The organism is Klebsiella sp. C283, from assembly GCF_048822555.1.
Classification (GTDB): domain Bacteria; phylum Pseudomonadota; class Gammaproteobacteria; order Enterobacterales; family Enterobacteriaceae; genus Klebsiella; species Klebsiella quasipneumoniae.
Map to the genome: position 1 here is coordinate 248,437 of NZ_JBMEZS010000006.1, position 21,475 is coordinate 269,911.

General features: G+C 58.4%; 24 protein-coding genes. 7 read left to right on the forward strand and 17 right to left on the reverse strand.

The genetic code is table 11. From position 1 onward, the window contains the following. Positions 1-3 precede the first annotated feature (3 nt). The 10 genes from ACOI7Z_RS13895 to ACOI7Z_RS13940 all read right to left on the reverse strand — a co-directional run bounded on the left by ACOI7Z_RS13895 (position 4) and on the right by ACOI7Z_RS13940 (position 7,535). Complete coding sequence (locus ACOI7Z_RS13895; RefSeq protein ID WP_087849083.1) at positions 4-1,695, reverse strand: glycosyltransferase family 2 protein; 1,692 nt, start codon at positions 1,693-1,695, stop codon at positions 4-6. After that, positions 1,686-2,039: a beta-hydroxyacyl-ACP dehydratase gene (locus ACOI7Z_RS13900; RefSeq protein ID WP_023291247.1), complete on the reverse strand. Its 354-nt coding sequence runs from the start codon at positions 2,037-2,039 to the stop codon at positions 1,686-1,688. Before ACOI7Z_RS13900 ends, ACOI7Z_RS13895 begins: the two co-directional genes overlap by 10 nt. Beyond that, complete coding sequence (locus ACOI7Z_RS13905) at positions 2,026-3,375, reverse strand: AMP-binding protein (RefSeq protein WP_087824973.1); 1,350 nt, start codon at positions 3,373-3,375, stop codon at positions 2,026-2,028. The genes ACOI7Z_RS13900 and ACOI7Z_RS13905 overlap by 14 nt, the downstream gene beginning before the upstream one ends. Further along, positions 3,372-3,953 carry a hypothetical protein gene (locus ACOI7Z_RS13910; RefSeq protein WP_086076377.1) on the reverse strand — a complete coding sequence of 194 codons (582 nt, stop codon included), beginning with the start codon at positions 3,951-3,953 and terminating at the stop codon, positions 3,372-3,374. The genes ACOI7Z_RS13905 and ACOI7Z_RS13910 overlap by 4 nt, the downstream gene beginning before the upstream one ends. A 6-nt stretch (positions 3,954-3,959) precedes the next feature. Beyond that, on the reverse strand, positions 3,960-4,211 hold the full coding sequence (locus ACOI7Z_RS13915; RefSeq protein ID WP_023291244.1) for an acyl carrier protein: 252 nt from the start codon (positions 4,209-4,211) through the stop codon (positions 3,960-3,962). Positions 4,212-4,222: 11 nt separating this feature from the next. Then, positions 4,223-4,480, reverse strand: a complete 258-nt coding sequence (locus tag ACOI7Z_RS13920) for a phosphopantetheine-binding protein (protein ID WP_023291243.1) — start codon at positions 4,478-4,480, stop codon at positions 4,223-4,225. After that, positions 4,461-5,294 (reverse strand): lysophospholipid acyltransferase family protein, encoded by an 834-nt coding sequence (locus ACOI7Z_RS13925; RefSeq protein ID WP_170927830.1) that lies wholly within the window; start codon positions 5,292-5,294, stop codon positions 4,461-4,463. The genes ACOI7Z_RS13920 and ACOI7Z_RS13925 overlap by 20 nt, the downstream gene beginning before the upstream one ends. Beyond that, a complete protein-coding gene (locus ACOI7Z_RS13930; protein ID WP_065883184.1) occupies positions 5,273-5,995 on the reverse strand; it encodes a beta-ketoacyl synthase chain length factor in 723 nt (240 codons plus the stop codon). Before ACOI7Z_RS13930 ends, ACOI7Z_RS13925 begins: the two co-directional genes overlap by 22 nt. A 20-nt stretch (positions 5,996-6,015) precedes the next feature. Beyond that, a complete protein-coding gene (locus ACOI7Z_RS13935) occupies positions 6,016-7,077 on the reverse strand; it encodes a methyltransferase (protein ID WP_032454260.1) in 1,062 nt (353 codons plus the stop codon). Between the two features lie 62 nt (positions 7,078-7,139). Further along, positions 7,140-7,535 carry a lipoprotein gene (locus ACOI7Z_RS13940; protein WP_023291239.1) on the reverse strand — a complete coding sequence of 132 codons (396 nt, stop codon included), beginning with the start codon at positions 7,533-7,535 and terminating at the stop codon, positions 7,140-7,142. A gap of 405 nt (positions 7,536-7,940) precedes the next feature. On the opposite strand from ACOI7Z_RS13940, the gene ACOI7Z_RS13945 reads away from it, so the two are divergent. Beyond that, entirely contained in the window at positions 7,941-9,161 is a 1,221-nt protein-coding gene (locus tag ACOI7Z_RS13945; protein ID WP_087849085.1) for an MFS transporter, read from the forward strand. On the opposite strand, the gene ACOI7Z_RS13950 is transcribed toward ACOI7Z_RS13945, so the two are convergent. Together ACOI7Z_RS13950 and ACOI7Z_RS13955 are read right to left on the reverse strand one after the other, a co-directional pair. Then, the gene (locus tag ACOI7Z_RS13950; protein ID WP_023291237.1) at positions 9,162-9,719 is read right to left on the reverse strand and encodes a DcrB family lipoprotein; all 558 of its coding nucleotides are present in this window, start codon (positions 9,717-9,719) and stop codon (positions 9,162-9,164) included. A gap of 73 nt (positions 9,720-9,792) precedes the next feature. Continuing rightward, the gene (locus tag ACOI7Z_RS13955) at positions 9,793-10,458 is read right to left on the reverse strand and encodes a 7-cyano-7-deazaguanine/7-aminomethyl-7-deazaguanine transporter (RefSeq protein WP_023291236.1); all 666 of its coding nucleotides are present in this window, start codon (positions 10,456-10,458) and stop codon (positions 9,793-9,795) included. Positions 10,459-10,664: 206 nt separating this feature from the next. Here ACOI7Z_RS13955 and tusA point away from each other — a divergent pair, with 206 nt between their 5' ends. Next, positions 10,665-10,910, forward strand: coding sequence for a sulfurtransferase TusA (tusA, locus tag ACOI7Z_RS13960; protein WP_044524980.1), 246 nt, complete (start codon positions 10,665-10,667; stop codon positions 10,908-10,910). Positions 10,911-11,013: 103 nt separating this feature from the next. On the opposite strand, the gene zntA is transcribed toward tusA, so the two are convergent. Beyond that, the gene (gene zntA, locus ACOI7Z_RS13965; RefSeq protein WP_087849086.1) at positions 11,014-13,224 is read right to left on the reverse strand and encodes a Zn(II)/Cd(II)/Pb(II) translocating P-type ATPase ZntA; all 2,211 of its coding nucleotides are present in this window, start codon (positions 13,222-13,224) and stop codon (positions 11,014-11,016) included. Between the two features lie 78 nt (positions 13,225-13,302). Then, positions 13,303-13,929, reverse strand: coding sequence for a lysoplasmalogenase (locus tag ACOI7Z_RS13970; protein WP_004173987.1), 627 nt, complete (start codon positions 13,927-13,929; stop codon positions 13,303-13,305). A gap of 150 nt (positions 13,930-14,079) precedes the next feature. Here ACOI7Z_RS13970 and ACOI7Z_RS13975 point away from each other — a divergent pair, with 150 nt between their 5' ends. Next, positions 14,080-14,430 (forward strand): DUF2500 domain-containing protein, encoded by a 351-nt coding sequence (locus ACOI7Z_RS13975; RefSeq protein ID WP_023291234.1) that lies wholly within the window; start codon positions 14,080-14,082, stop codon positions 14,428-14,430. Positions 14,431-14,443: 13 nt separating this feature from the next. Here ACOI7Z_RS13975 and ACOI7Z_RS13980 read toward each other — a convergent pair whose 3' ends face one another. Together ACOI7Z_RS13980 and rsmD are read right to left on the reverse strand one after the other, a co-directional pair. Continuing rightward, positions 14,444-14,719 carry a DUF1145 family protein gene (locus ACOI7Z_RS13980; protein WP_087849087.1) on the reverse strand — a complete coding sequence of 92 codons (276 nt, stop codon included), beginning with the start codon at positions 14,717-14,719 and terminating at the stop codon, positions 14,444-14,446. Then, entirely contained in the window at positions 14,709-15,305 is a 597-nt protein-coding gene (rsmD, locus tag ACOI7Z_RS13985; RefSeq protein ID WP_023291233.1) for a 16S rRNA (guanine(966)-N(2))-methyltransferase, read from the reverse strand. Before rsmD ends, ACOI7Z_RS13980 begins: the two co-directional genes overlap by 11 nt. 182 nt (positions 15,306-15,487) lie before the next feature. Between rsmD and ftsY the strand changes: the two genes are divergently transcribed. The 4 genes from ftsY to rpoH all read left to right on the forward strand — a co-directional run bounded on the left by ftsY (position 15,488) and on the right by rpoH (position 19,863). After that, positions 15,488-17,020, forward strand: a complete 1,533-nt coding sequence (gene ftsY, locus ACOI7Z_RS13990; RefSeq protein WP_087849088.1) for a signal recognition particle-docking protein FtsY — start codon at positions 15,488-15,490, stop codon at positions 17,018-17,020. A 2-nt stretch (positions 17,021-17,022) separates the two neighbouring features. Then, positions 17,023-17,691, forward strand: a complete 669-nt coding sequence (ftsE, locus tag ACOI7Z_RS13995) for a cell division ATP-binding protein FtsE (protein WP_004202097.1) — start codon at positions 17,023-17,025, stop codon at positions 17,689-17,691. Next, the gene (gene ftsX, locus ACOI7Z_RS14000; protein WP_002920816.1) at positions 17,684-18,739 is read left to right on the forward strand and encodes a permease-like cell division protein FtsX; all 1,056 of its coding nucleotides are present in this window, start codon (positions 17,684-17,686) and stop codon (positions 18,737-18,739) included. Before ftsE ends, ftsX begins: the two co-directional genes overlap by 8 nt. A 269-nt stretch (positions 18,740-19,008) precedes the next feature. After that, on the forward strand, positions 19,009-19,863 hold the full coding sequence (gene rpoH / locus ACOI7Z_RS14005; protein WP_002920815.1) for an RNA polymerase sigma factor RpoH: 855 nt from the start codon (positions 19,009-19,011) through the stop codon (positions 19,861-19,863). A 45-nt stretch (positions 19,864-19,908) separates the two neighbouring features. On the opposite strand, the gene ACOI7Z_RS14010 is transcribed toward rpoH, so the two are convergent. Next, entirely contained in the window at positions 19,909-21,432 is a 1,524-nt protein-coding gene (locus ACOI7Z_RS14010; RefSeq protein ID WP_087849089.1) for a PLP-dependent aminotransferase family protein, read from the reverse strand. Between the last annotated feature and the right edge of the window lie 43 nt (positions 21,433-21,475).

Below are 21,475 nucleotides of genomic sequence, written 5' to 3' on the forward strand. Positions count from 1 at the left end.
CCTTTACTCCTTATCTTTGGGCTCCGGCAAACGCCAGAAATCGAAAAAGTTAAACCAGTCGAGCGGCGACTGCAGCGCGTAATATTCCAGCCGTTCGGCGTAGCGATCGATGATATGTTGCAGTGCCTGCTGGCGATTGGCGCGCGGCAGCGGCAGCGGGTCAGCGAACGGCTCACAGTAAATGCGCAGCTTGCCCTGCTGACGCAGAGCGAACATCAAATTGACCGGGCAGCGCAAAATAGCCGCGAGGATAAAGGGCCCCTGCGGGAAGGGGGCCGGTTGCCCCATAAAACGGCTCCAGCAGACGCGCCACTCGCCGCCGCGCTGCGGATTGACCGCAATACGATCGCCGACAATGGCGATCCATTCTCCGCGATCCAGTTTTTCCTGCAGCAGCATGGCGGTCTCCGGACCGATATCGGTGACCGGCAGCAGGTTGAGCCCGGCCTGCGGGGCCATCTCCGCCATAATCTGCTTAAAGCGTTGGGCATTGTCGCTGAACACCAGCGTGTTGATGGTCTTGCTGCCCTGCAGCTGCGCCAGCGCACGGCAGGCTTCAACATCGCCGAGATGTGAGGCCAGCAGTAGTTTGCCGCGCGGATCGTCGATATTGAGCGTCTCTTCGGCTCCTGCGGCAAACACCACATCGCGACCAAACTGCAGTTCGCCGCGCCAGCTGGCGATTTTATCCAGCATCGCGTTGCCAAAGCGCAGGAAGTGACGATAGCTACTGAGTTCGCCCGGCTCCGGCAGCTGACGAGCGGCTAACTGGTCGCGCACGCGGGTAAGCCAGTTTTGTGAAGCGCGGCGCGCGGTGCTGGCCGTTAGCCAGTAGACGCCGACCACCGGGTAGAGCAGCAGCGAAAACGCGTGTCGTCCCAACAGCCGCCACACCAACAGCATCAGGCGCATGCCCCATAAGCCTTTGACCTCCTTCTGACGCGCCCAGTGCGGCGAAGCGCGGCGAAACAGCAGCGAGGGGATCCGCGGCAACATGCCGAGGAACAGTCGGGTATGCATCAGCGAGATGCGGCAGTTATCTCTGAGGGCATCGAAATGCGACAAACCGTCCGGCGGATAGGTCACGCGGGTCGGGACAAAGTAGCTGGTGTTCCCCTGCCAGTAGAGGCGCACCATCACTTCGGTATCAAAATCCATCCGCTTGCCGAGGGGCACGCGCTTAGCCAGCTGCAGCGTCGGCGCCAGCGGATAGACGCGAAAGCCGCACATGCTGTCTTTTAGCTGCAGCGATAGCGTTTCAATCCATACCCAGACGTGGGTGATCCAGCGTCCGTACAGGCGCGAGCGCGGGATTGAGTCGTCGTAAACCGGCTGGCCGGAGATCAGCGCCTCGGGATGCTTCTGCGCCAGCGCCAGCAGCTGCGGAATATCTTCGATGGCGTGCTGTCCATCGGCATCGACCTGCACCGCGTGGCTGAACCCGGCTTGCGCTGCGGCCTGTAATCCGCAGATGACCGCGGCGCCTTTTCCGGCGTTCTGCGGTAAGCGGATCAACGTCAGATCCGGGTTTTCCAGCGCCAGTCGCGCCAGCTCCAGCTGTGTGCGACGGTCGCTGCCGTCGTCCACCACGATACAGGGAAGATCAAACGGCTGCAGGCGCGCCAGCACCCGCGACATCATCGCGCCGTGGTTATAGCACGGGATCACCACGCAGGGGGAGAAGGTTAGCGACATAAGCGAATCTTCCCGCTGCTGGCGGTATGTCGTGTTTCGCCATCGTGGCGCTGATAGCTGAAGGTGATGAGCTGACGCGCTTCCTGCCAGCTAAGAGTGAGCGTCACGATCGCCCCCGGCAGGAGCGGCGACTGGAATTTCACATTGTGAATATCGTGAAAGCGCCAGCCGGGCGCCAGCAAGGTGGTGGCGTAATGCATCGCCCAGTCAATCTGCGCGACGCCTGGCAACAAGGGCTGAACGGCAAAGTGGCCGCGAAACCAGAATAACGCCGGATCCACCGATAAAATGATTTCAACCCGATCGGCTTGTGGCTGACGGCGCTCAATTTCATGGGGCTGCATGAAATAACTCCTGTAACTGCGCGTAGACACGCTTGTTCATACTATTGACGGGGATCTCGTCGATAACCCGCCAGTAGCGGGGAATGGCGACCGGTTCCAGCAGAGGGCGCAGTGCTTTTCGCCAATGAGTCTCCTGGCTTTTTCCCCAGCGCTGGCGGGCATGGTTATCCAGCACCAGCAATACGCCAATACTCTGACGGCTTCCGCGGGTGATGGGTAACACGGCGGCATCAATGATGCCTTCAAGTTCCAGCAGGCGCTGCTCCACTTCGCTCAGCGAAATGCGCTTCTCTTCAATTTTGACCACGCGATCCCGACGGCCTGCCAAATGGAAGTGGCCACTCTCGCGAAAATGCAAAATATCCTCGAGCAGCTGGCCGCGGTTATCGGTAATAAGCGGAGAAAAAAGGCGGAACGCATCGCCTTCTGGCTGAAAGCGGATGCCGGGAAACGGTTGCCATGGCGCCTCATCCTGCACGCGCTGGCGGCAGGCGATGACGCCGCTTTCCGTACTGCCGTAAATTTCATCCGGCCAGGTATTGCACCAGCGGGCGGTTTGCACGGCATCCTGCCAAAGCAGCTTGCCGCCTGCGGACACGATCATTTCGATCGGCGGAGGGGTAAGCCGGTGGTCGAGACGTTTAAGGAAGGCCGGACTACTAATAAACAGATAGCGATGCTTCCGGCTTAACGCCGTTAACTGCTCGGTGTACTCCAGCATGTCCGCGTGAAGCGGTAAACCCAACGCCATTGGCAAGAACAGTCGAAACGTCAGGCCATACAGATGCTGCGGCGCTACGGATGCCACCACCCGACAGCCTGCCAGACGCCCGGCATAGCAGTCGGATAACAGCGCCGCCTCGCGGTCGAGCGATCCGATCGGTTTGCAAATTCGCTTCGGTTGACCGGTGGAACCGGAGGTGAATAATTCAATGCAAGCCTCTTTGCCTGGCGCGGGAAAATGCATCTGGCCGCTCGTTACCGCCATCGTGGACTCGACAATCACCAGCGCGCCATCCCATGCCAGCGCTTTATCGCTGAGAATGCCGTCAAACAGCGCCTTCTGCTCATTTAACAGCGAAATACGGCCGTGGCCGGGAAGGACCGGCGTTTTGCCGGCATGCAGGGTTGCCAGCAGAGCGACGATAAACAAGTAGCTATTTTCAATGCACAACGCCCAGCGCATGGCTGGCTGCTGACGCAAGTGCGTGAGCAGGTGGGCGACATCATGGCGCAGATGTGCAAGCGTCCAGAGGTGCGTGTCCTGCCAGGCGATCGGCGTTTCCGGCGAACGCGCGGCGCTGAGCCACTGGTCCAACGGGAGAGGCTGCTTCATGGTTTATCTCGTTTTATCACCCGCTGGCGCACCAGCCACTCGCCGGCCATGAGCGTGCCCATCAGCAGATAGGAAATCATGCCGTTCCACGCCGTCCACAGGGACAGATCGCCATACAGCGCGGTAAAAAGCGCAATGCCACCGTTAATGATGAAAAAGGCGCACCAGATTTGGGTGACGCGCCGGGTATAGCGTACAGCCCGCTCCGGAAGATCCGGTTCATGCAGTCGCGCCAGACGCTCAATTATCGGCATTCTGGACCATAGCGAACCGCCAAACACCGCCAGCATCACGCTGTTCACCACCACCGGGTAAAATAGCAGTAACTGATGGGTTTTCAGCAGGTAGCTGGCAATACACAGCGTCATGCCGGCCACCGCCACAATCTGAGTGACCACGCTCAGCGCTCCCGCCCGTCGCCGGGTCTGACGAAAGCGTAAAAACAACATCAGCGCCATGAGCGGTAACAACCCTTGCAGGCTGTTATGCGCGAGGCCGAACCAGATGATAAACGGCCAGGCCAGCAGCAATATGCCCGTCAGCAATGGCACAACTGGCAGTGAGCGAATGCCCGACACGGTGAATTATTCTTCTTTGAACAGGCGTTCTACCGCATCGACCACATCCTGCACGGTGCGGACAGTTTTGAACTCTTCTGGCTTGATTTTCTTGCCAATTTTCTTTTGCAGATGGACGATCATGTCGATGGCGTCGATACTGTCCAGTTCAAGATCTTCGTACAGGCGGGCCTCAGGCGTAATATCCTGCGGATCGATTTCAAACACGTTCACCAGCAGCGCGGAGATTTCTTCGTAAATGGCTTGTTGTTCATTCATAACCACTCTCCTCAGGCGCGCTGTGCTTGAATAAATGCCGCCAGCGTGGCGACAGAGTAGAAATGCTGACGCATCTCTTCACTTTCAGCCGACAGCACCACGCCGTACTGATTTTTCACCGCCAGACCCAGCTCCAGCGCATCAATTGAGTCCAGGCCCAGACCATCGCCAAAAAGCGCGGCGTCGGTGTCGATATCATCAGCGGACAGCTCGTCCAGGTTCAATGTACTGATGATCAGATTTTTAATTTCAAGATAGAGCGCTTGCATCATTCATTCCTGTTTCAGGGAGAGTGCCTGTTTCTAATTTAAGCAAAATATGACGGTTCAACTGTCTTGCGGCCAGCGCCGGTTCTTGTTTATTGGCATCATAAAACTGATGTATTGGCAGCCGCTCTCCAACCTCGACGGTAAACCGCGGCTTAGTTGGCGGCGCGTCGTACCATTTGCTTTGTTTACCCAGCATATGCTCGGTACAGCGGATGACGACAATGCGTAAATCGCTGCCGCAGCGTACTGCGATATTAGCCGCCCCCCGCTGTAGCTGCATTTTTTTCCCCGGCATGGTGCGCGTGCCTTCAGGGAAAATCAAAATCGTATCGCCTTGCTGTAAACGCTGCCGGCTTGCCGGCAGCAGGGCATCGGCCTGATCGTTAATCAGATAATCGGCGGCGCGGATCACGCCGCTGACGAATGGATTTTTCAGCAGCGCGCTTTTTACCATGCAGTCGGTCTCCGGCATCACCGAGGCCAGCATTACGTAGTCAATAAGGCTGGGATGATTGGCGACCACCAGGCAACCGCGCTCCGCGCGCAAAATATCGCGGCCATCGATACGGTAATCGAGAACGCCGACGCTTTTCACCACGCTGAGGAATACGCGAAAGCTAACGGAAATGCTGCGCCGCGCGATACGGCGTCGGCGGGTTTTATTACGTACCAAAACCAGCAGCAGATTAAACCAGATGAGCGAGAGCAGCAGGCCGCCAATGCCAAACAGTGCGAAGCAGAAACCGGTCATCGCTGCGCGCCAGAGCCGATTAAGCCGGTGGAAAAACGGCTTCATGCGCGGCTCCATTGCCATTGCACGCGATCGCCGGGAAGCGTGAACGTGCAGGCATTCTGCAAATAGTACTGCAAGAACAGTAAACTTTGCGGTAATGGACTTTCAGCAACGGCTGCATGAGGCTGGGCGTGGCATTGCCACTGGCGACCGGGCTCAATCACCCAGGCTGCCGCATAGGGCCAGGTGGTGATACCTGACGGCAACTGAGCGTGGTAAAACTCAGGGAGAAAACCGTCGAAATCAACCATCAACACGCGCTGATAACCCGCCTGTAGCAGGCCCATCACTTCGTATAATCCCTGCTGAAACGTATCGCGCCCGGCAGAAAGGGATGACGACATAATCGCTTTTTTTGCAGCAATCGTCAGATTACCCACGGCGGAATTATGCACCGATAAGGCGAAATCGGTCGGCGAGATCGCTTGCTCCATAGCCAGCGCATGGAGGATCCGATAGTTGCGCTCCAGTTCGCCGTGACGGCTGGTATAAAGAACGGCATCGATTTCATGGCGACGGAGCATAGCCAGACCGCATTCCACAGCCAGCTTACTTCCCGAGCTGAGCCGGCGTGCGGTCATCATCGGCAATTCGCTGAGTTTGGGTGGCGCCGCGGCGGGATCGATGGCGTGCAAATGCTGTGACCACCGTTGCCATTGCTCGGGGCCACTGACGCCAGGCGCGAAGGCCTGCCAATCAACAATGTTAAATGAAAATGTCATCCACTCGCATCCGCGATCAATCAATTATTCTTGTGGCATATCAACAAGGTATGCCCAACGCCTAAATTATCGTGACGCTGTTCTACTTCGAACCCCGCCATTTCAAGATAGCGATAAAACTTCTCTACGCTGTAGAAACGGCTGTTGCCGTTGGCCATACAGGTAAAATAGAGTGAAGACGCATTCAGACTAAATGATGCTGCTTCAAATTTCTGCGCATCCCAGAACAATTCCAGAATGTACAGGCGGGCGCCAGGTTTCATGACCTGTGCCACGTTACTGAGTATGGTGATGATTTGTTCTGGCGAGAAACAGTCCAGGAACTGACTCATCCACCAGATATCCGCTTCTCCGGGTAGGGGGGCGTCACTCAGCATATCCACAGCATGAAAATCGATGCGATGGGCAAGGCCAGCATTTTCTATATTTTCCCGTGCCAGTGCAATTTGTTGCGGTAAATCTAATAACGTGACCGCGATATTTTCATCGTACTGGCAACAGCGTAGCGCCCATTTCCCGGTATTACCGCCTACATCGTACAGCCTTGCGGGCTGGCTGGCGAATACATAGGGCAGCGCTGCAGTGAAAGCGCCATCAGAATAGTAATGGTCGAAGGCAAACCAGCTTTTGCGCGCCGCGGGTGGTAGCTGTGACAAGGCAGGGTAAATCGTTGGCCACTCACCAAAAACTTTTAATCCTGAAGGCTTTCCCTCCTGGAGCGCATTTTCCAGAAAGAATAATCCTTGATAACAAACGTCTTGAGTAAAATCCATATTTACTCGCGTCATCGGATCATGAAGTAAGAAATGTCCTATTTTAGAGAGGTGGTAGCGTTCCTCTTTATAGGTCAGGATACGACCGCTTAATCCCATATCGAGCAAAACGCTAACGGCATATTCTTTTCCGTCGAAAATTTCACTGATGGCTGCAAACGTTGCACCGCGTTTACCTTGTTGGTCCAGATAACCCAGAATACCTGAGTTGCGTAGACATAATGCGGTTTGAAAGAGCATGGGGGCAAAAGCAATACGCTGCGCTTCAGTAATGGCATCAAGTGCGCTGAGAGAATCCTTTTGGTACACGTTCGGTACAACCTTATTACAAATAATCGGCGAAACGGGTCAGTAGTGACCCGTATGTATATTTATTGTTGCAGAGCGGTGTTTGCTGCCAGCGTAACCTGAATATCTTTATCGAGGTTGTGTACCCAACGGTTATAGTTTCTATGAATTTTTCCGTTGGCGGCCATGAGATTAATGCTACTCACATAGACAATAGAATAACTTGTTGCGGAGTAGTTAATTTTAATATCCGCGACATGGTCGCGATTTTGCAATTTACCTTTTATGACGCCAGGGCCCGCGTCAGACATAATCCATTGGCGCTGAGCACCTGCTTTGATAATGGCATCCTTGACCTGCGCTTCCGTATGGCCGGCGCTCACTATCGCATTGACCTGTTCAATAGGGGCTGTCCGTGCGCAACCGGCGAGCGCACCGACAACCGTAGCGGCAATCATCCAGTGAATAATTTTTTTCATGAATACTCCATGTCAATATATTGGCTACTGGCATTAACTTATGCCACGTAAGAAACTTTTATATAGGCTGATATGCTGTGGTTGTTCTGTCAGGCAATATGTTCATCTGTATTAAAACGGGCCGGAGGGGGAAATATGATGTTATTAAAATATTAACATCATGATAAACAATGAGACGCTATCAGAGCCGTGAGGAAGTATAAGTAATTTAACCCTGCTCAGGCAATAGCGATAATTATTAATGTGTATATATCCTTCCATTAAGGAAAGTCGAATAATCGTCGCGGCAATTTATGCTGATGAGCGCGGCGATGGCGCCGCTGAGGTTATTGCCATCGGAAGGCTGCTTTTCAACAGAAGTCGTGGTAATAGTGGCTCTGTATAGTACAAATCTGGTGGAACCTGATGCCCGAACCCGTCGCCGAACCGGCGCTCAATGGACTGCGCCTCAATCTGCGGATTGTCTCCGTGGTTATTTTTAACTTTGCCAGCTACCTCACCATCGGCTTGCCGCTGGCGGTACTTCCTGGCTATGTGCATGATGTAATGGGCTTTAACGCTTTCTGGGCCGGCCTGGTGATTAGTCTGCAATATTTCGCCACGCTGCTCAGCCGCCCGCACGCCGGGCGCTACGCTGACCTGCTGGGGCCCAAAAAGATTGTCGTCTTCGGCCTCTGCGGCTGCTTTTTAAGCGGTCTGAGCTATCTGCTGGCCGCCTGGAGCAGCGGCTGGCCGCTGGTTAGCCTGCTGCTGCTATGCCTCGGGCGAGTCATTCTCGGCATCGGCCAGAGCTTTGCCGGCACCGGCTCGACGCTGTGGGGCGTCGGCGTTGTTGGGTCGCTGCATATCGGGCGGGTCATCTCATGGAACGGCATTGTGACCTACGGGGCGATGGCGATGGGCGCCCCGCTCGGCGTGCTGTGCTATTCGCAAATTGGCCTCAGCGGCCTGGCCGGGGTCATTATGGCGGTTGCGCTGGTGGCTATCCTCTGCGCGCTGCCCCGCGCAGCGGTGAAGGCGGCGAAAGGCAAAGCAATGTCGTTTCGCGCGGTGCTCGGGCGGGTGTGGCCCTACGGCATGGCGCTGGCCCTGGCCTCCGCCGGTTTCGGGGTTATCGCCACCTTTATCACGCTGTTTTATGACGCCAAAGGCTGGGACGGGGCGGCCTTCGCCCTGACGCTGTTCAGCTGCGCGTTCGTTGGCGCGCGGCTGCTGTTTCCCAACGCCATTAACCGCCTCGGCGGGCTGAACGTGGCGATGCTCTGCTTTAGCGTGGAGATCATCGGCCTGCTGCTGGTCGGCTTTGCCGATACGCCGCTGCTGGCGAAAATCGGCACCTTTCTTACCGGGGCCGGGTTCTCACTGGTCTTTCCGGCGCTGGGCGTGGTGGCGGTGAAAGCGGTGCCGCAGCATAACCAGGGGTCGGCGCTGGCCACCTATACCGTGTTTATGGATTTGTCGTTAGGCGTCACCGGGCCGCTGGCCGGCTTGCTGATGGCGTGGACCGGGATCCTGGTGATATATCTGGCGGCGGCAGGTCTGGTGATGGCGGCGCTGCTGCTGGGCTGGCGGTTAAAAAAACGGCCCCCGGTCAGCGAACCGGAGGCCGTCGCACCAGGCCAGTAATTACTGGATGGTGAGGGTGCTGATGATGCTTTCCGCTTCGGTCTGCGCCTGCTGCTGGTTGTCCGCCGGCAGGGTGACCTGCAGGGTCAGCAGTTTGTCATCCACTTTGCCGAGGAGCACGGAAGACCAGGCGGTCTGCCCCTTGGCGGAGATGATGCTGTCCAGCTGCTGCAGGGTGTGACCTTTGATCTCCAGCGATTTATTGCTCACCACCTGCAGCTGCGGGTCGCGGCTACGCTGCTGATCTTCCAGGCGTTTCGCCAGCACCGCCAGGTCTTCATTGGTGCTGTCGCCGACGATGACGATGACTGCTTTCTGGCCGGTGGCGTCAGAATAGACGTGCATGTTGTTCGCCTGAGTACCCAGTTTGCCGCTCTGGTCGGCCATGCCCGCAGGCAGGGTGAAGCTCAGTTTGCCATCCAGCAGGCTGATCGCCTGGCCGCTGGTGTTGCTCTCCGCTGCTGCCCCAACGGTTGGCGCTTTTGAATCGCTGTTATCGCAGGCGGCAAGCCCCATCACCAGCAGGCCAATACCGACATATTTAACCAAATTGCGCATTGACATCTTCCTTTCGATAAACGGCCACTAATGGCTCATCCGGCTATCTTAACACATCAGCCCGCGAGTACCTTTAACTCGGCTGCAATGCCGACAAATCAGATTTATCCGCCAGCCTTTTCAACAGCATATTTAACAGTACGCCGTACATCGGCAGGAAGAAAATGATGCTGATAAGCACTTTAAAGCTGTAGTCGACGAGGGCGATTTCCCCCCAGTGGGCGGCCATAAATGGATCCGGGCTGCGCCAGAAGGCGATGAAGAAGAACGCCACGGTATCGCTGATGTTGCCGAACAGCGTCGAGGCGGTGGGGGCCAGCCACCAGCGGCGGCTCTGCCGCAGGCGGTTGAAGACGTGGACGTCGAGGATCTGCCCCAGCGCATAGGCCATAAAGCTGGCGATGGCGATACGCGCGACGAAGAGATTAAAGGTGCCCAGCGCCGCGAAACCCTGCCACTCGCCCATGTAAAACAGGGCGGAGATGGCGTAGGAGATGACCAGCGCCGGGACCATCACCGCAAAAATAATGCGTCGCGCCAGCGGTGCGCCAAAAATTCGCACCGTCAGATCGGTGGCGAGGAAGATAAACGGAAAACTGAACGCCCCCCAGGTGGTATGGAAACCAAAGATGGAGATCGGTAGCTGAACCAGATAGTTGCTGGAGGTGATCACCAGCAGATGAAATAGCGAAAGCCAGACGAGCGCTTTTTTGCGCTGTACGGTAGTAAACGGATTCATATTGTGACCTTTTTATGCCCGTCATGCTTCAGGTAAATGAGCAATCGGCAGCGGAACGTTGGGGTGAGGGAACCCAATGAAAAACGGCTGCATGATACTGCGTTGCCGGCGTAATGCAATGGTTGTTTTTCGCGCAAACGTTAACCTGGCTTGCGTACTGGCGAACTGGGGGTAAACTAGGGCCGTTTTGTTGATGTGAGACTAAAATGAGCGAACTTTTCTCCACTCCAGACCACACTCTGGATGCCCTGGGACTGCGCTGCCCGGAGCCGGTCATGATGGTGCGTAAAACCGTGCGGACAATGCCCGTCGGCGAGACGCTGCTGATTATTGCTGACGATCCGGCCACCACCCGCGATATCCCGGGATTCTGCCGCTTTATGGAGCATGAGCTGGTGGCCCAGCAAACCGAAGCTCTGCCGTACCGCTACCTGATCCGCAAAAGCCACTGAGCCTCTCCCGGATAGCGGCGCGTAGCGCCTTATCCGGGCTACCCGACGGTCTGGAACCGTAGCCCTGCTAAGCGTAGCGCGAGCAGGGAAGCCGGTATCTATGCTACAACTTCTTACGCAATAACCGCAGCGCGTTAGCCGTTACCAGTACGGTGGCGCCGGTATCCGCCAGCACCGCCAGCCACAGGCCGGTCAGGCCGAGCAGGGTGGTGACAAGGAAAATCCCCTTCAGCCCTAAGGCAATCGCGATGTTCTGGCGAATATTCGCGTGGGTCGCCCGCGCCAGGGAGATCATCTGCGCCAGGCCGGTCAGACGGTTGTGGGTCAGCGCGGCGTCGGCGGTCTCCAGCGCCACGTCGGTGCCGCTGCCCATGGCGATGCCGATGGTCGCCGCCTTCATCGCCGGGGCGTCGTTGATGCCGTCCCCGACCATCGCCAGCGGCGCATCGGCATTCAGCGCCATCACCGCTTCGACTTTGTCCGCCGGCAGCAGGCCGGCGCGGAATTCCAGACCCAGTTCGCTGGCGATGGCCGCCGCGGCGCGCGGGTTATCCCCGGTAAGGATCACCCCCTGCACCCCCAGCTGGTGTAAGGCATCCACTGCCTGACGCGCGTCGTCGCGCAGGGTGTCGCGCAGCGCCAGGATGCCGAGAAGCGTCTCGCCGCGCATGACCAGCACCACCGTTTGACCGACGCTCTCCAGCTGCTGGATCTGCGCCTCATGCTCTGACGGGGCGGCTTTGCTGGCCGCGCAGATCACGATACGGCTGCCGTTGACCTCGGCTTCGATACCGGAGCCGGCCAGCGCCCGCTGGCCGCTGGCCTGCGGAATACTCAGCTGACGCCGCTGCGCTTCGCGGACGATAGCCTGCGCCAGCGGATGGCTGGAGCCTTGCTCAACCGCCGCCGCCAGCGCCAGCAGCGTGTTATCGTCATTCTCAGCCGTGGCGATGACCGAGGTCACCTGCGGCTGGCCGACGGTCAGGGTGCCGGTTTTGTCGAACGCCACCTGGCGCACCTGGCCCAGCTGTTCCAGCGCCGCGCCGCCTTTAATTAACGCTCCGCGTCGAGCGGCGACCGCCAGGCCGGAAGTGATGGCTGCCGGGGTGGAGATGACCAGCGCGCACGGGCAGCCGATCAGCAGCAGCGTCAGCCCTTTATAAATCCACGGCAGCCAGGCGCTGGCGAAGAGCAGGGGCGGGACAATGGCGACCAACAGGGCCACCACCATAATGGCCGGAGTGTAGATCCGGCTGAAGCGATCGATAAAACGCTCGATCGGCGCCCGACGCTCCTCCGCCTCTTCAATCAGCTTCAGGATGCGGTCGATGGCGCTGTCGCCCGGTTCGGAGATTACGGTCAGCTGCACCAGGCGGTCGACGCTGGTGGCGCCCGCCGCTACGCGTTCTCCGGCCTGGCGCTCCACCGGTACCGACTCGCCGGTCAGAGCGCTTTCATCAAAGCTGGCAAATGGCGACAGCAGCTGACCATCCGCCGGCAGACGCCCGCCGGCGGCCACTTCGATCACATCCCCGGGGCGCAGATCGCGCTGGGCGACGGTTTCCCGCACGCCGTTGCGCAGGCGAATGGCTGTGTCGGGCTTCAGCGCCATCAGCGCGCTCACCCCCTGTCGCGCGCGGCTGGCGGCCCAGCCTTCGAGACGCTCGCCGATCAGGAACAGCAGCAGGACCATCGCCGCCTCTGCGGTGGCGCCGATAAACAGCGCCCCGATGGCGGCGACGCTCATCAGCGTTTCAATGGCGAACCAGCTCCCGCTCTTGATCAGGCGCAGCGCCTGGCGGGCAACCGGCCACAGGCCGACCAGGGTGGTGGCAATAAAGGCTAACTGACCGGCAGGGTGGTTGGCCTGCTCCAGCCCCCAGCTCAGGGCCATCATCATGATCAGCGTCAGCAACGGTAAATTGTCGCGCAGTCGCGAGCCTTGAGTTTTCTCTGACGCGGGGGCATCGGCATCGCGCAGCGTATAGCCTGCCTGACGTACCGCCTGCTCAACCTGAGTCCGAACGTCGCCTTCGGCGTTAACCAATAATTTTTCAGTGGCGAACAGCACCTGAACCTGACTGACGCCGGGCACCTGACGAACCGCCGTTTCCACCTTGCGGGCGCAGGCGGCGCAGTCCATGCCTGCAACCTGCCAGCTGTAGCGGGCGTCGCTGAGCGCTTCGGCGGCAGGCGCGGTCTCTGCGGCGCAGGCGTGGTCTGTGCAGCAGCTTTCCGCCGGGGCGGGCGCTGGCCGCATGGTGAATGACGAGAATTGTGGGACTTTTTTATCCTGCGCGTCTGGAGTCGACATGGCACCCTCCGGTAAATGATAATTTTCTCATTAGCCGTAGGATACACTCTGGAGTCGACTCCAGAGTCAAGGACTAAATTACAGGTACAGCGCGCGCACGATGAGGAAGTGGCCGGCAAAGTAAAACGCGGCGGCAATGGCGTTATCGGCGCGGAAACGGCGGCGATAGTGGCTCACCAGCCACACGGCATTGCTCAGCAGCAGCAGAGCGGCGCCGGCGAATCCGGACAGCGCGGTGTTGGTAGGGCGGGCAAACCACAGCTCGCCGGCCAGCCAGACCATCACTAGCGTCATGCCGATAAAGGTCAGCACCGGCATTTTCATCTCTTCCAGCCGGCTCCAGATCACCGCCATCAGCAGGGCGCCGAATACCAGCAGCACCAGCGGCAGCGGCCAGAAGAACGACAGCGTCAGCTGGCTGGCGAACCAGATGGTATACAGCAGATGCGACAGGAAGAAGGCGCCCACCGCGTACATCACCCGCTGGCGCGGCAGCAGGGTCAGGGCGTCGCCGAGCAGGGAGGCGCACAGGCCGGCCAGCACCAGGTAGCTGATGGCATTGAACATCGGCGCCTGCCAGGCCAGCAACAGCAACAGAATCAGGGTGACAGGTTTAAATACCCAGCGTCGCCAGGCCGGCCCGCGATAGGATGCATCGACATAAAGCCATGCGGAGAAACAGACAGCAATAAATGACCAAAGCATAGTAAGTCCCTGTATCTGTTATCATAAGGAAAGTTACGGATGCGTGAAGCTACCACTCAGTGTAGTGGTTTGGCGCAGCAGATGACAATGTTATTCCAGTCGCAGTATGCTGATTCCTGATATTTTTTATGGGTAACCTTAATGAGTAAAATGCCGCTCTTTTTTGTTCTGGTCGTCGCGGTGATTGTGGTGGCGGCTTCGTTTCGCTATGTGCAGCAGCGCCGCGAAAAACTGGCGAACGACGCCGCGCCGGTGTTGCAAAAGCGGGTGATCGTCAGCAATAAGCGGGAAAAAGTGATTAACGATCGGCGTTCGCGGCAGCAGACGGTGACGCCTGCGGGCAGCGAGATGCGCTATGAAGCGAGCTTTCGCCCTGAGAACGGCGGGCTGGAGGTGGTGTTTCGCCTTGACGCGCCGCAGTATCATGCGCTGAGCGTCGGCGATCGCGGAATGTTAAGTTATAAGGGCACAGCGTTCGTGGCGTTCACGCCCGATCCCTGAGCCCTTGTCAGGACTATTTCTTCAGCGTCGCCTTCAGTTTTTTCTGCCAGGCGACGAGCTCAAACACGCCGAAGATAAAAATGCGGATTTGCTCAAAGCGGCTCAGCGGCGGGGCATCCTTCGGCTGCGTCGCCTTGAGCAGCGTCAGCTGCAGACCGTGCATCAGGATCATAAAAATCAGCGCGACGTTGACGAAGATATTCAGCGGCTTCGGGAAGGGCTGAAACAGATTCAATAACAGAAAGGCCCAGACGCACAGCATCAGCAGGCGGCCTAAATTAATCAGCATGGTTCTCTCCTTGGGCCTCACGTTGGTAAAGACGATACGCGACCTGTCCGGCCACTTTTTCACGATACAGATGCCAGTTCGCCGGTACCGGCGGTAAACCGTTTTCGACTTCGCTTTCGACGTACACCAGGGCTTCGTCGGCCAGCCAGCCCTGCGTTTCCAGCAGGCGCAGCGTCTCCTCCAGCAGCCCCTGACGGAACGGCGGGTCGACAAACACAATCTGATGCGGCGTGCCCGGTTGGCTCAGGAAGCTGAGGGTGTTAGTCGCGATCACCTTGCCGCGATCCGCTTTCAGGGTGGCCAGGTTTTTTTGCAACTGCTGAGCGACGCCGCGCTCCATCTCCAGTAGCGTGGTGCTGGCCGCATAGCGAGACAGCGCCTCAAGCCCCAGCGCGCCGCTACCGGCAAAGCAGTCGAGGCAGTGCGCGTCAACGATGGACGGCGCCAGCCAGTTAAAAAGGGTTTCGCGAACCCGGTCGGTGGTCGGCCGCAGGCCCGGGCTCTCCGGCACCGGTAATTTACGGCCGCGCCATTGCCCGCCGATGATGCGGATCTGGCCGCTGCCCGCGTGGTTTGGTTTTTTCATCTCTCTGCTCAAGTCTCAACTTCCGGCCTGCTATTCTAGCGATCGACGGCGGTTGACGAAACCTTAATCCGGGGGCGGTGCTGCGAGTTAAGTTAAGTGATAGACTATCCAACTAATTTCATCATTTTTTCAGCTTCTGATGAAGCTGCGCCATGAATAAACAGCGAGGAGTGTGGTCGCAAATGGCAAAAGAGAAAAAACGTGGCTTCTTTTCCTGGCTGGGCTTTGGACAGAAAGAGCAGGCACAGGAAACCGAGACTGAACAAAAAGTAGAAGAACAACAAGCGGTTGCCCAGGAGACGCCGGCGGCGGAAACCCCTGCTGAGCCGAGCGCGCCGAAAGCGGACCCGGAGGCGTTTGCCGAAGAGGTCGTCGAGGTCACCGGGACGGTGGTCGAAAACGAAAAGGCCCACCTCGCGGAGCCTGCCAGCGCGCCGGAAGAAGAGGCGGCGCCAGCGCCTGCTTTGGTTGAAGACGCGCCAGTCATCGCGCCGGAGCCTGCGGTCAGCGAACCGCTGAAGGCGGAGGAACAGCCGGCAGCGGTTGAGTCGCTGGTGGAGGACGTTATCGCCGAACCGGTGGCGGCGGAGGCCGTGGCTGAGCAGCCTGTAGAGGATGTCGTGGCCCAACCTCAGGAGACGGAAGCGCCGGAAGAGGACGCGCCGTTAAGCGATGAAGAGCTGGAAGCGCAGGCGCTGGCGGCCGAGGCGGCGGAAGAGGCGGCGGTGGTGGTGCCGGCGCCAGAGGAAGAGGCGCCGGTGGAAGCGCTGGTCCAGGAGCAGGAAAAACCGACGAAAGAAGGCTTTTTCGCCCGCCTTAAGCGTAGCCTGCTGAAAACCAAACAAAATCTCGGTTCCGGATTTATCAGCCTGTTCCGCGGTAAGAAGATCGATGACGATCTGTTTGAAGAGCTGGAAGAGCAACTGCTGATCGCCGACGTCGGGGTGGAAACTACCCGCAAGATCATTACTCATCTCACCGAGGGCGCCAGCCGTAAGCAACTGCGCGATGCGGAAGCGCTGTACGGTCTGCTGAAAGAAGAGATGGGCGATATCCTCGCCAAAGTGGATGAGCCGCTGAATGTTGAAGGCAAAACGCCATTTGTTATTCTGATGGTCGGCGTGAACGGGGTGGGGAAAACCACCACCATCGGCAAGCTGGCGCGTCAGTTTGAGCAGCAGGGCAAATCGGTGATGCTGGCGGCGGGGGATACCTTCCGTGCGGCGGCGGTGGAACAGCTGCAGGTCTGGGGCCAGCGTAACAATATCCCGGTGATCGCCCAGCACACCGGCGCCGATTCCGCCTCGGTGATTTTCGACGCCATTCAGGCGGCGAAGGCGCGCCATGTTGATGTGCTGATTGCCGATACCGCCGGGCGTCTGCAGAATAAATCGCACCTGATGGAAGAGCTGAAGAAGATCGTCCGGGTGATGAAAAAGCTGGACGTCGACGCGCCGCATGAGGTGATGTTAACCATCGACGCCAGCACCGGGCAGAATGCCATTAGCCAGGCCAAACTGTTCCATGAAGCGGTAGGTTTGACCGGGATCACCCTGACCAAGCTGGATGGCACCGCCAAAGGCGGCGTGATCTTCTCGGTGGCCGACCAGTTCGGCATTCCGATTCGCTATATTGGCGTCGGCGAGCGTATTGAGGATCTGCGTCCGTTTAATGCGGGCGACTTTATTGAGGCACTTTTTGCCCGAGAGGATTAAGAATGATTCGCTTTGAACAAGTCAGCAAAGCCTATCTCGGTGGGAGACAAGCGCTGCAGGGGGTGAACTTCCACCTGCAGCCGGGCGAGATGGCGTTTCTGACCGGCCACTCCGGCGCAGGGAAAAGTACCCTGCTGAAGCTTATCTGTGGTATCGAACGGCCCAGCGCCGGGAAAATCTTCTTCAGCGGTCATGAAATCAGCCGCCTGAAGAGCCGTGAGGTGCCGTTCCTGCGCCGCCAGATCGGCATGATTTTCCAGGACCACCATTTGCTGATGGATCGTACCGTGTATGACAACGTGGCGATCCCGCTGATTATCGCCGGCGCCAGCGGCGATGACATTCGTCGCCGGGTCTCGGCGGCGCTGGATAAGGTCGGGCTGCTGGACAAAGCGAAGAACTTTCCGATTCAGCTCTCCGGCGGCGAGCAGCAGCGCGTGGGGATCGCTCGCGCGGTGGTCAACAAGCCGGCGGTGCTGCTGGCGGATGAACCGACCGGTAACCTCGACGAGGCGCTCTCGGAGGGGATTTTACGTCTGTTTGAAGAGTTTAACCGCGTCGGGGTGACGGTACTGATGGCCACGCACGATCTGGGGCTTATCTCCAGCCGTCCGTACCGCGTGCTGACGCTCAGCGACGGCCATCTGCATGGAGGCATTCGGGGTGAATAAGCGCGACGCAATGAACCAAATCCGCCAGTTCGGCAGCAAGTTCGATCGCCTGCGCAACGCGGCGGGCGGCGGCGGCGGCGGGCGCAATGCGCCAAAACGGCCGAAAGCGGCGCCTAATCCGGCCTCGCGTAAGAGCAACGTGTTCAACGAGCAGGTGCGCTACGCCTGGCACGGCGCGCTCCAGGATTTAAAAAGCACGCCGCTGGCGACCTTCCTGACGGTGATGGTTATCGCCATCTCGTTGACCCTGCCAAGCGTCTGCTACATGGTCTACAAAAACGTCAGCAGCGCGGCGTCACAGTACTATCCCTCGCCGCAGATCACCGTGTATCTGGAAAAAACGCTGGATGACGATGCGGCGGCGCGGGTGGTCGGCCAGCTGCAGGCGGAGCAGGGCGTCGACAAGGTGAACTATTTGTCACGTGACGAGGCATTGGGTGAATTCCGTAACTGGTCCGGCTTTGGCGGCGCCCTGGATATGCTGGAAGAGAACCCGCTGCCGGCGGTCGCCATCGTGGTGCCGAAGCTGGATTTCCAGAGCACGGAAGCGCTGAACACCCTGCGCGATCGGGTATCGCGGATCCAGGGGGTCGATGAAGTACGGATGGACGACAGCTGGTTTGCCCGCCTCTCCTCGCTCACAGGGCTGGTGGGCCGCGTGTCGGCGATGATCGGCGTGCTGATGGTGGCGGCGGTGTTCCTGGTGATCGGCAACAGCGTGCGCCTGAGCATCTTCGCCCGCCGCGATACCATTAACGTGCAGAAACTGATCGGCGCCACCGACGGCTTTATCCTGCGTCCATTCCTCTACGGCGGGGCGATGCTGGGCTTCTCCGGCGCGTTTTTATCGCTGATCCTGTCGGAGATTCTGGTAATGCGCCTCTCGTCGGCAGTGACCGAGGTGGCGAAGGTGTTCGGCACCCAGTTTGAGCTGAGCGGCTTAGGCTTTGACGAGTGTCTGCTGATGCTGATCGTCTGCTCGATGATCGGGTGGGTGGCCGCCTGGCTGGCGACAGTGCAACATTTACGTCACTTTACTCCCGATTAAAAAAAGCGTGATATAATCTTTCCCTGCTGCAATGAGTTCCTGTTCGCAGGGAAAGATACCGCAAGCTTGTTCTCCTTTTCCTGCCCTCACTTTTTCATCGTGGTGTCACATTTTGTGCGTAATTTATTCACACCGTTGCAGGGAACTTGTGGATAAAATCACTGTCTGATACTAATGTGAGTGATATTCTCGTTGCTCATGAATGCTGGCATGCTTGTTGCCTGATGGGGACAAGACCACGTCAGAAGATATCAATTGAGAGGATTTGAATGACCAAAGAAATGCAAACTTTAGCTTTAGCCCCCGTTGGTAACCTGGAATCGTACATCCGGGCCGCTAACACTTGGCCGATGCTGTCGGCTGATGAAGAGCGGGAGCTTGCTGAAAAGCTGCATTACCAGGGCGATCTGGAAGCAGCGAAAAAGCTGATTCTGTCTCACCTGCGCTTTGTTGTTCACATTGCTCGTAACTACTCGGGCTATGGCCTGCCGCAGGCGGATCTGATCCAGGAAGGCAATATCGGCCTGATGAAAGCCGTGCGTCGCTTCAACCCGGAAGTGGGTGTGCGCCTGGTCTCCTTCGCCGTGCACTGGATTAAAGCCGAAATTCACGAATACGTGCTGCGCAACTGGCGTATCGTGAAGGTCGCTACCACCAAAGCACAGCGTAAGCTGTTCTTTAACCTGCGTAAAACCAAACAGCGTCTGGGTTGGTTCAACCAGGATGAAGTGGAAATGGTGGCCCGTGAGCTGGGCGTGTCGAGCAAAGACGTCCGCGAGATGGAATCCCGTATGGCGGCCCAGGACATGACGTTCGACATGTCGTCGGACGATGAATCCGACAGCCAGCCGATGGCGCCGGTCCTTTATCTGCAGGACAAAACGTCAAACTTTGCCGACGGCATTGAAGACGACAACTGGGAAGAGCAGGCGGCGAATAAGCTGACTGACGCGATGCAGGGCCTGGACGAGCGTAGCCAGGATATCATCCGCGCCCGCTGGCTGGACGAAGACAACAAGTCCACGCTGCAGGAGCTGGCTGACCGCTACGGCGTCTCCGCAGAGCGCGTGCGTCAGCTGGAAAAGAACGCCATGAAAAAACTGCGTGCCGCGATCGAAGCCTGATACGCCACCCCTGCCTGACGCCAGGCACCCCGATAACGCCCCGCCTCAGGTTGGGGCGTTTTGTTTTTCTGCGCCATCCATGGGCAGCAGCACCTCTGGACAGTGCGTCCGCAGGCACCCTATCAGCACGCTGAACGCCGGCGCCATCTGCTCCTCGGGCTGGCTGGCAAATCCCATCAATAATCCTTTCTTACGCGCCGCCGTCAGGTAGTAGCGCGAGAGCGGCCGCACCAGAATGTGGCGCGCATTGGCCTCGCGGGCGATCGCCACATCGTCCGCCTCCTCCGGTAAATTGAGGATCAAATGCAGTCCGGCATTATCGCTGAAGTCCGACAGGGCGTCGGGCATACAGTGCCGCTGAATCAGCTCGGTTAAAAAGGCGCGACGGCGGCTGTAGAGCAGCCGCATGCGGCGGATATGCGCCGAGTAGTGACCAGCGGTAATAAACTCCGCCAGCGCCATCTGGATCAGCGAATGGCCGCCGCGATAAAGCTCGGCGTGGGCGTGCTTCAGATCGCTGACCAGCGGGCGGGGGATCACCACATAGCCCAGGCGCAGGCCGGGATAGAGCGTCTTGCTGAAGGTGCCGATATAGACCACCGGCGCATCGGCCACCAGCCCCTGCAGGGCGGGGATGGGCTGCCCGGAAAAGCGAAACTCGCTGTCATAATCATCTTCGACGATCCAGCTGCCCTGCTGGCGGGCGAGCGCCAGCAGCCGCTGACGGCGTTCAAGGCTCATCACCGCGCCCAACGGATACTGGTGAGAGGGGGTGACGAAGATGAGCCGCGGCGCATCGTCAACCGTTTCCGGCGGGCACAGCCCATTGGCATCGACGGTGATGGGGGCCGCCCGGACGTCGTTCATCGCCAGCACATGGCGAATGCCCCAGTAGGAAGGCTCCTCCACCCACGCCAGATCGCCGTTGTCGCACAGCATGCGAGTGACCAGGTCAATCGCCTGGTGGATCCCCTCGGTGATAAGAATTTGATCTGCCTGACAGTGGACGCCGCGCGATACCCGCAGATAATCCACCAGCGCCTGCTGTAGCTCCGGGGTACCGCCGTTGCAGCTGTAGCTGAGCCGCTCCGGCTTTGGCCGACGGCTGATGCGGGCCTGGATCTTGCTGAACAGCGGATGGGGAAAGGCGTTAACGTCCGGTACGCCGGGAATAAACGCTCCCCACTGGCGTGGACTGGCGCTGACCTGGCTGAGCAGATGCTGGCCGCGGCGTGAAAGATGCGCCGTCGATGTCGCGATACTGCTGTTTTCCCGCCTCCCATTAGCGGTCAATGAACTTTCAGGCGCGGTTTGGGCAACGAATGTTCCGCTTCCCCGACGGGAAACCACATATCCTTCCGCCAGTAATTGTTCATAAGTTGTTAATATGGTGTTTCTTGATACGCCGAGTTCTCCCGCCAGGTCCCGCGACGGCGGCAGGCGGCTTTGCGGCGCCAGCGAACCGTCAAGGATCGCGCGGCGAAGCGCGTTGTATAAGCGTTTGTGCAGAAGAGGGTCGCGCTCTTCCTGCAGACGGACCAGCACCAGGTCACCCACCAGCGAACGCAATTGGATCCCTCAGATATTCAAAATTGGTACTCGATTATAGGGC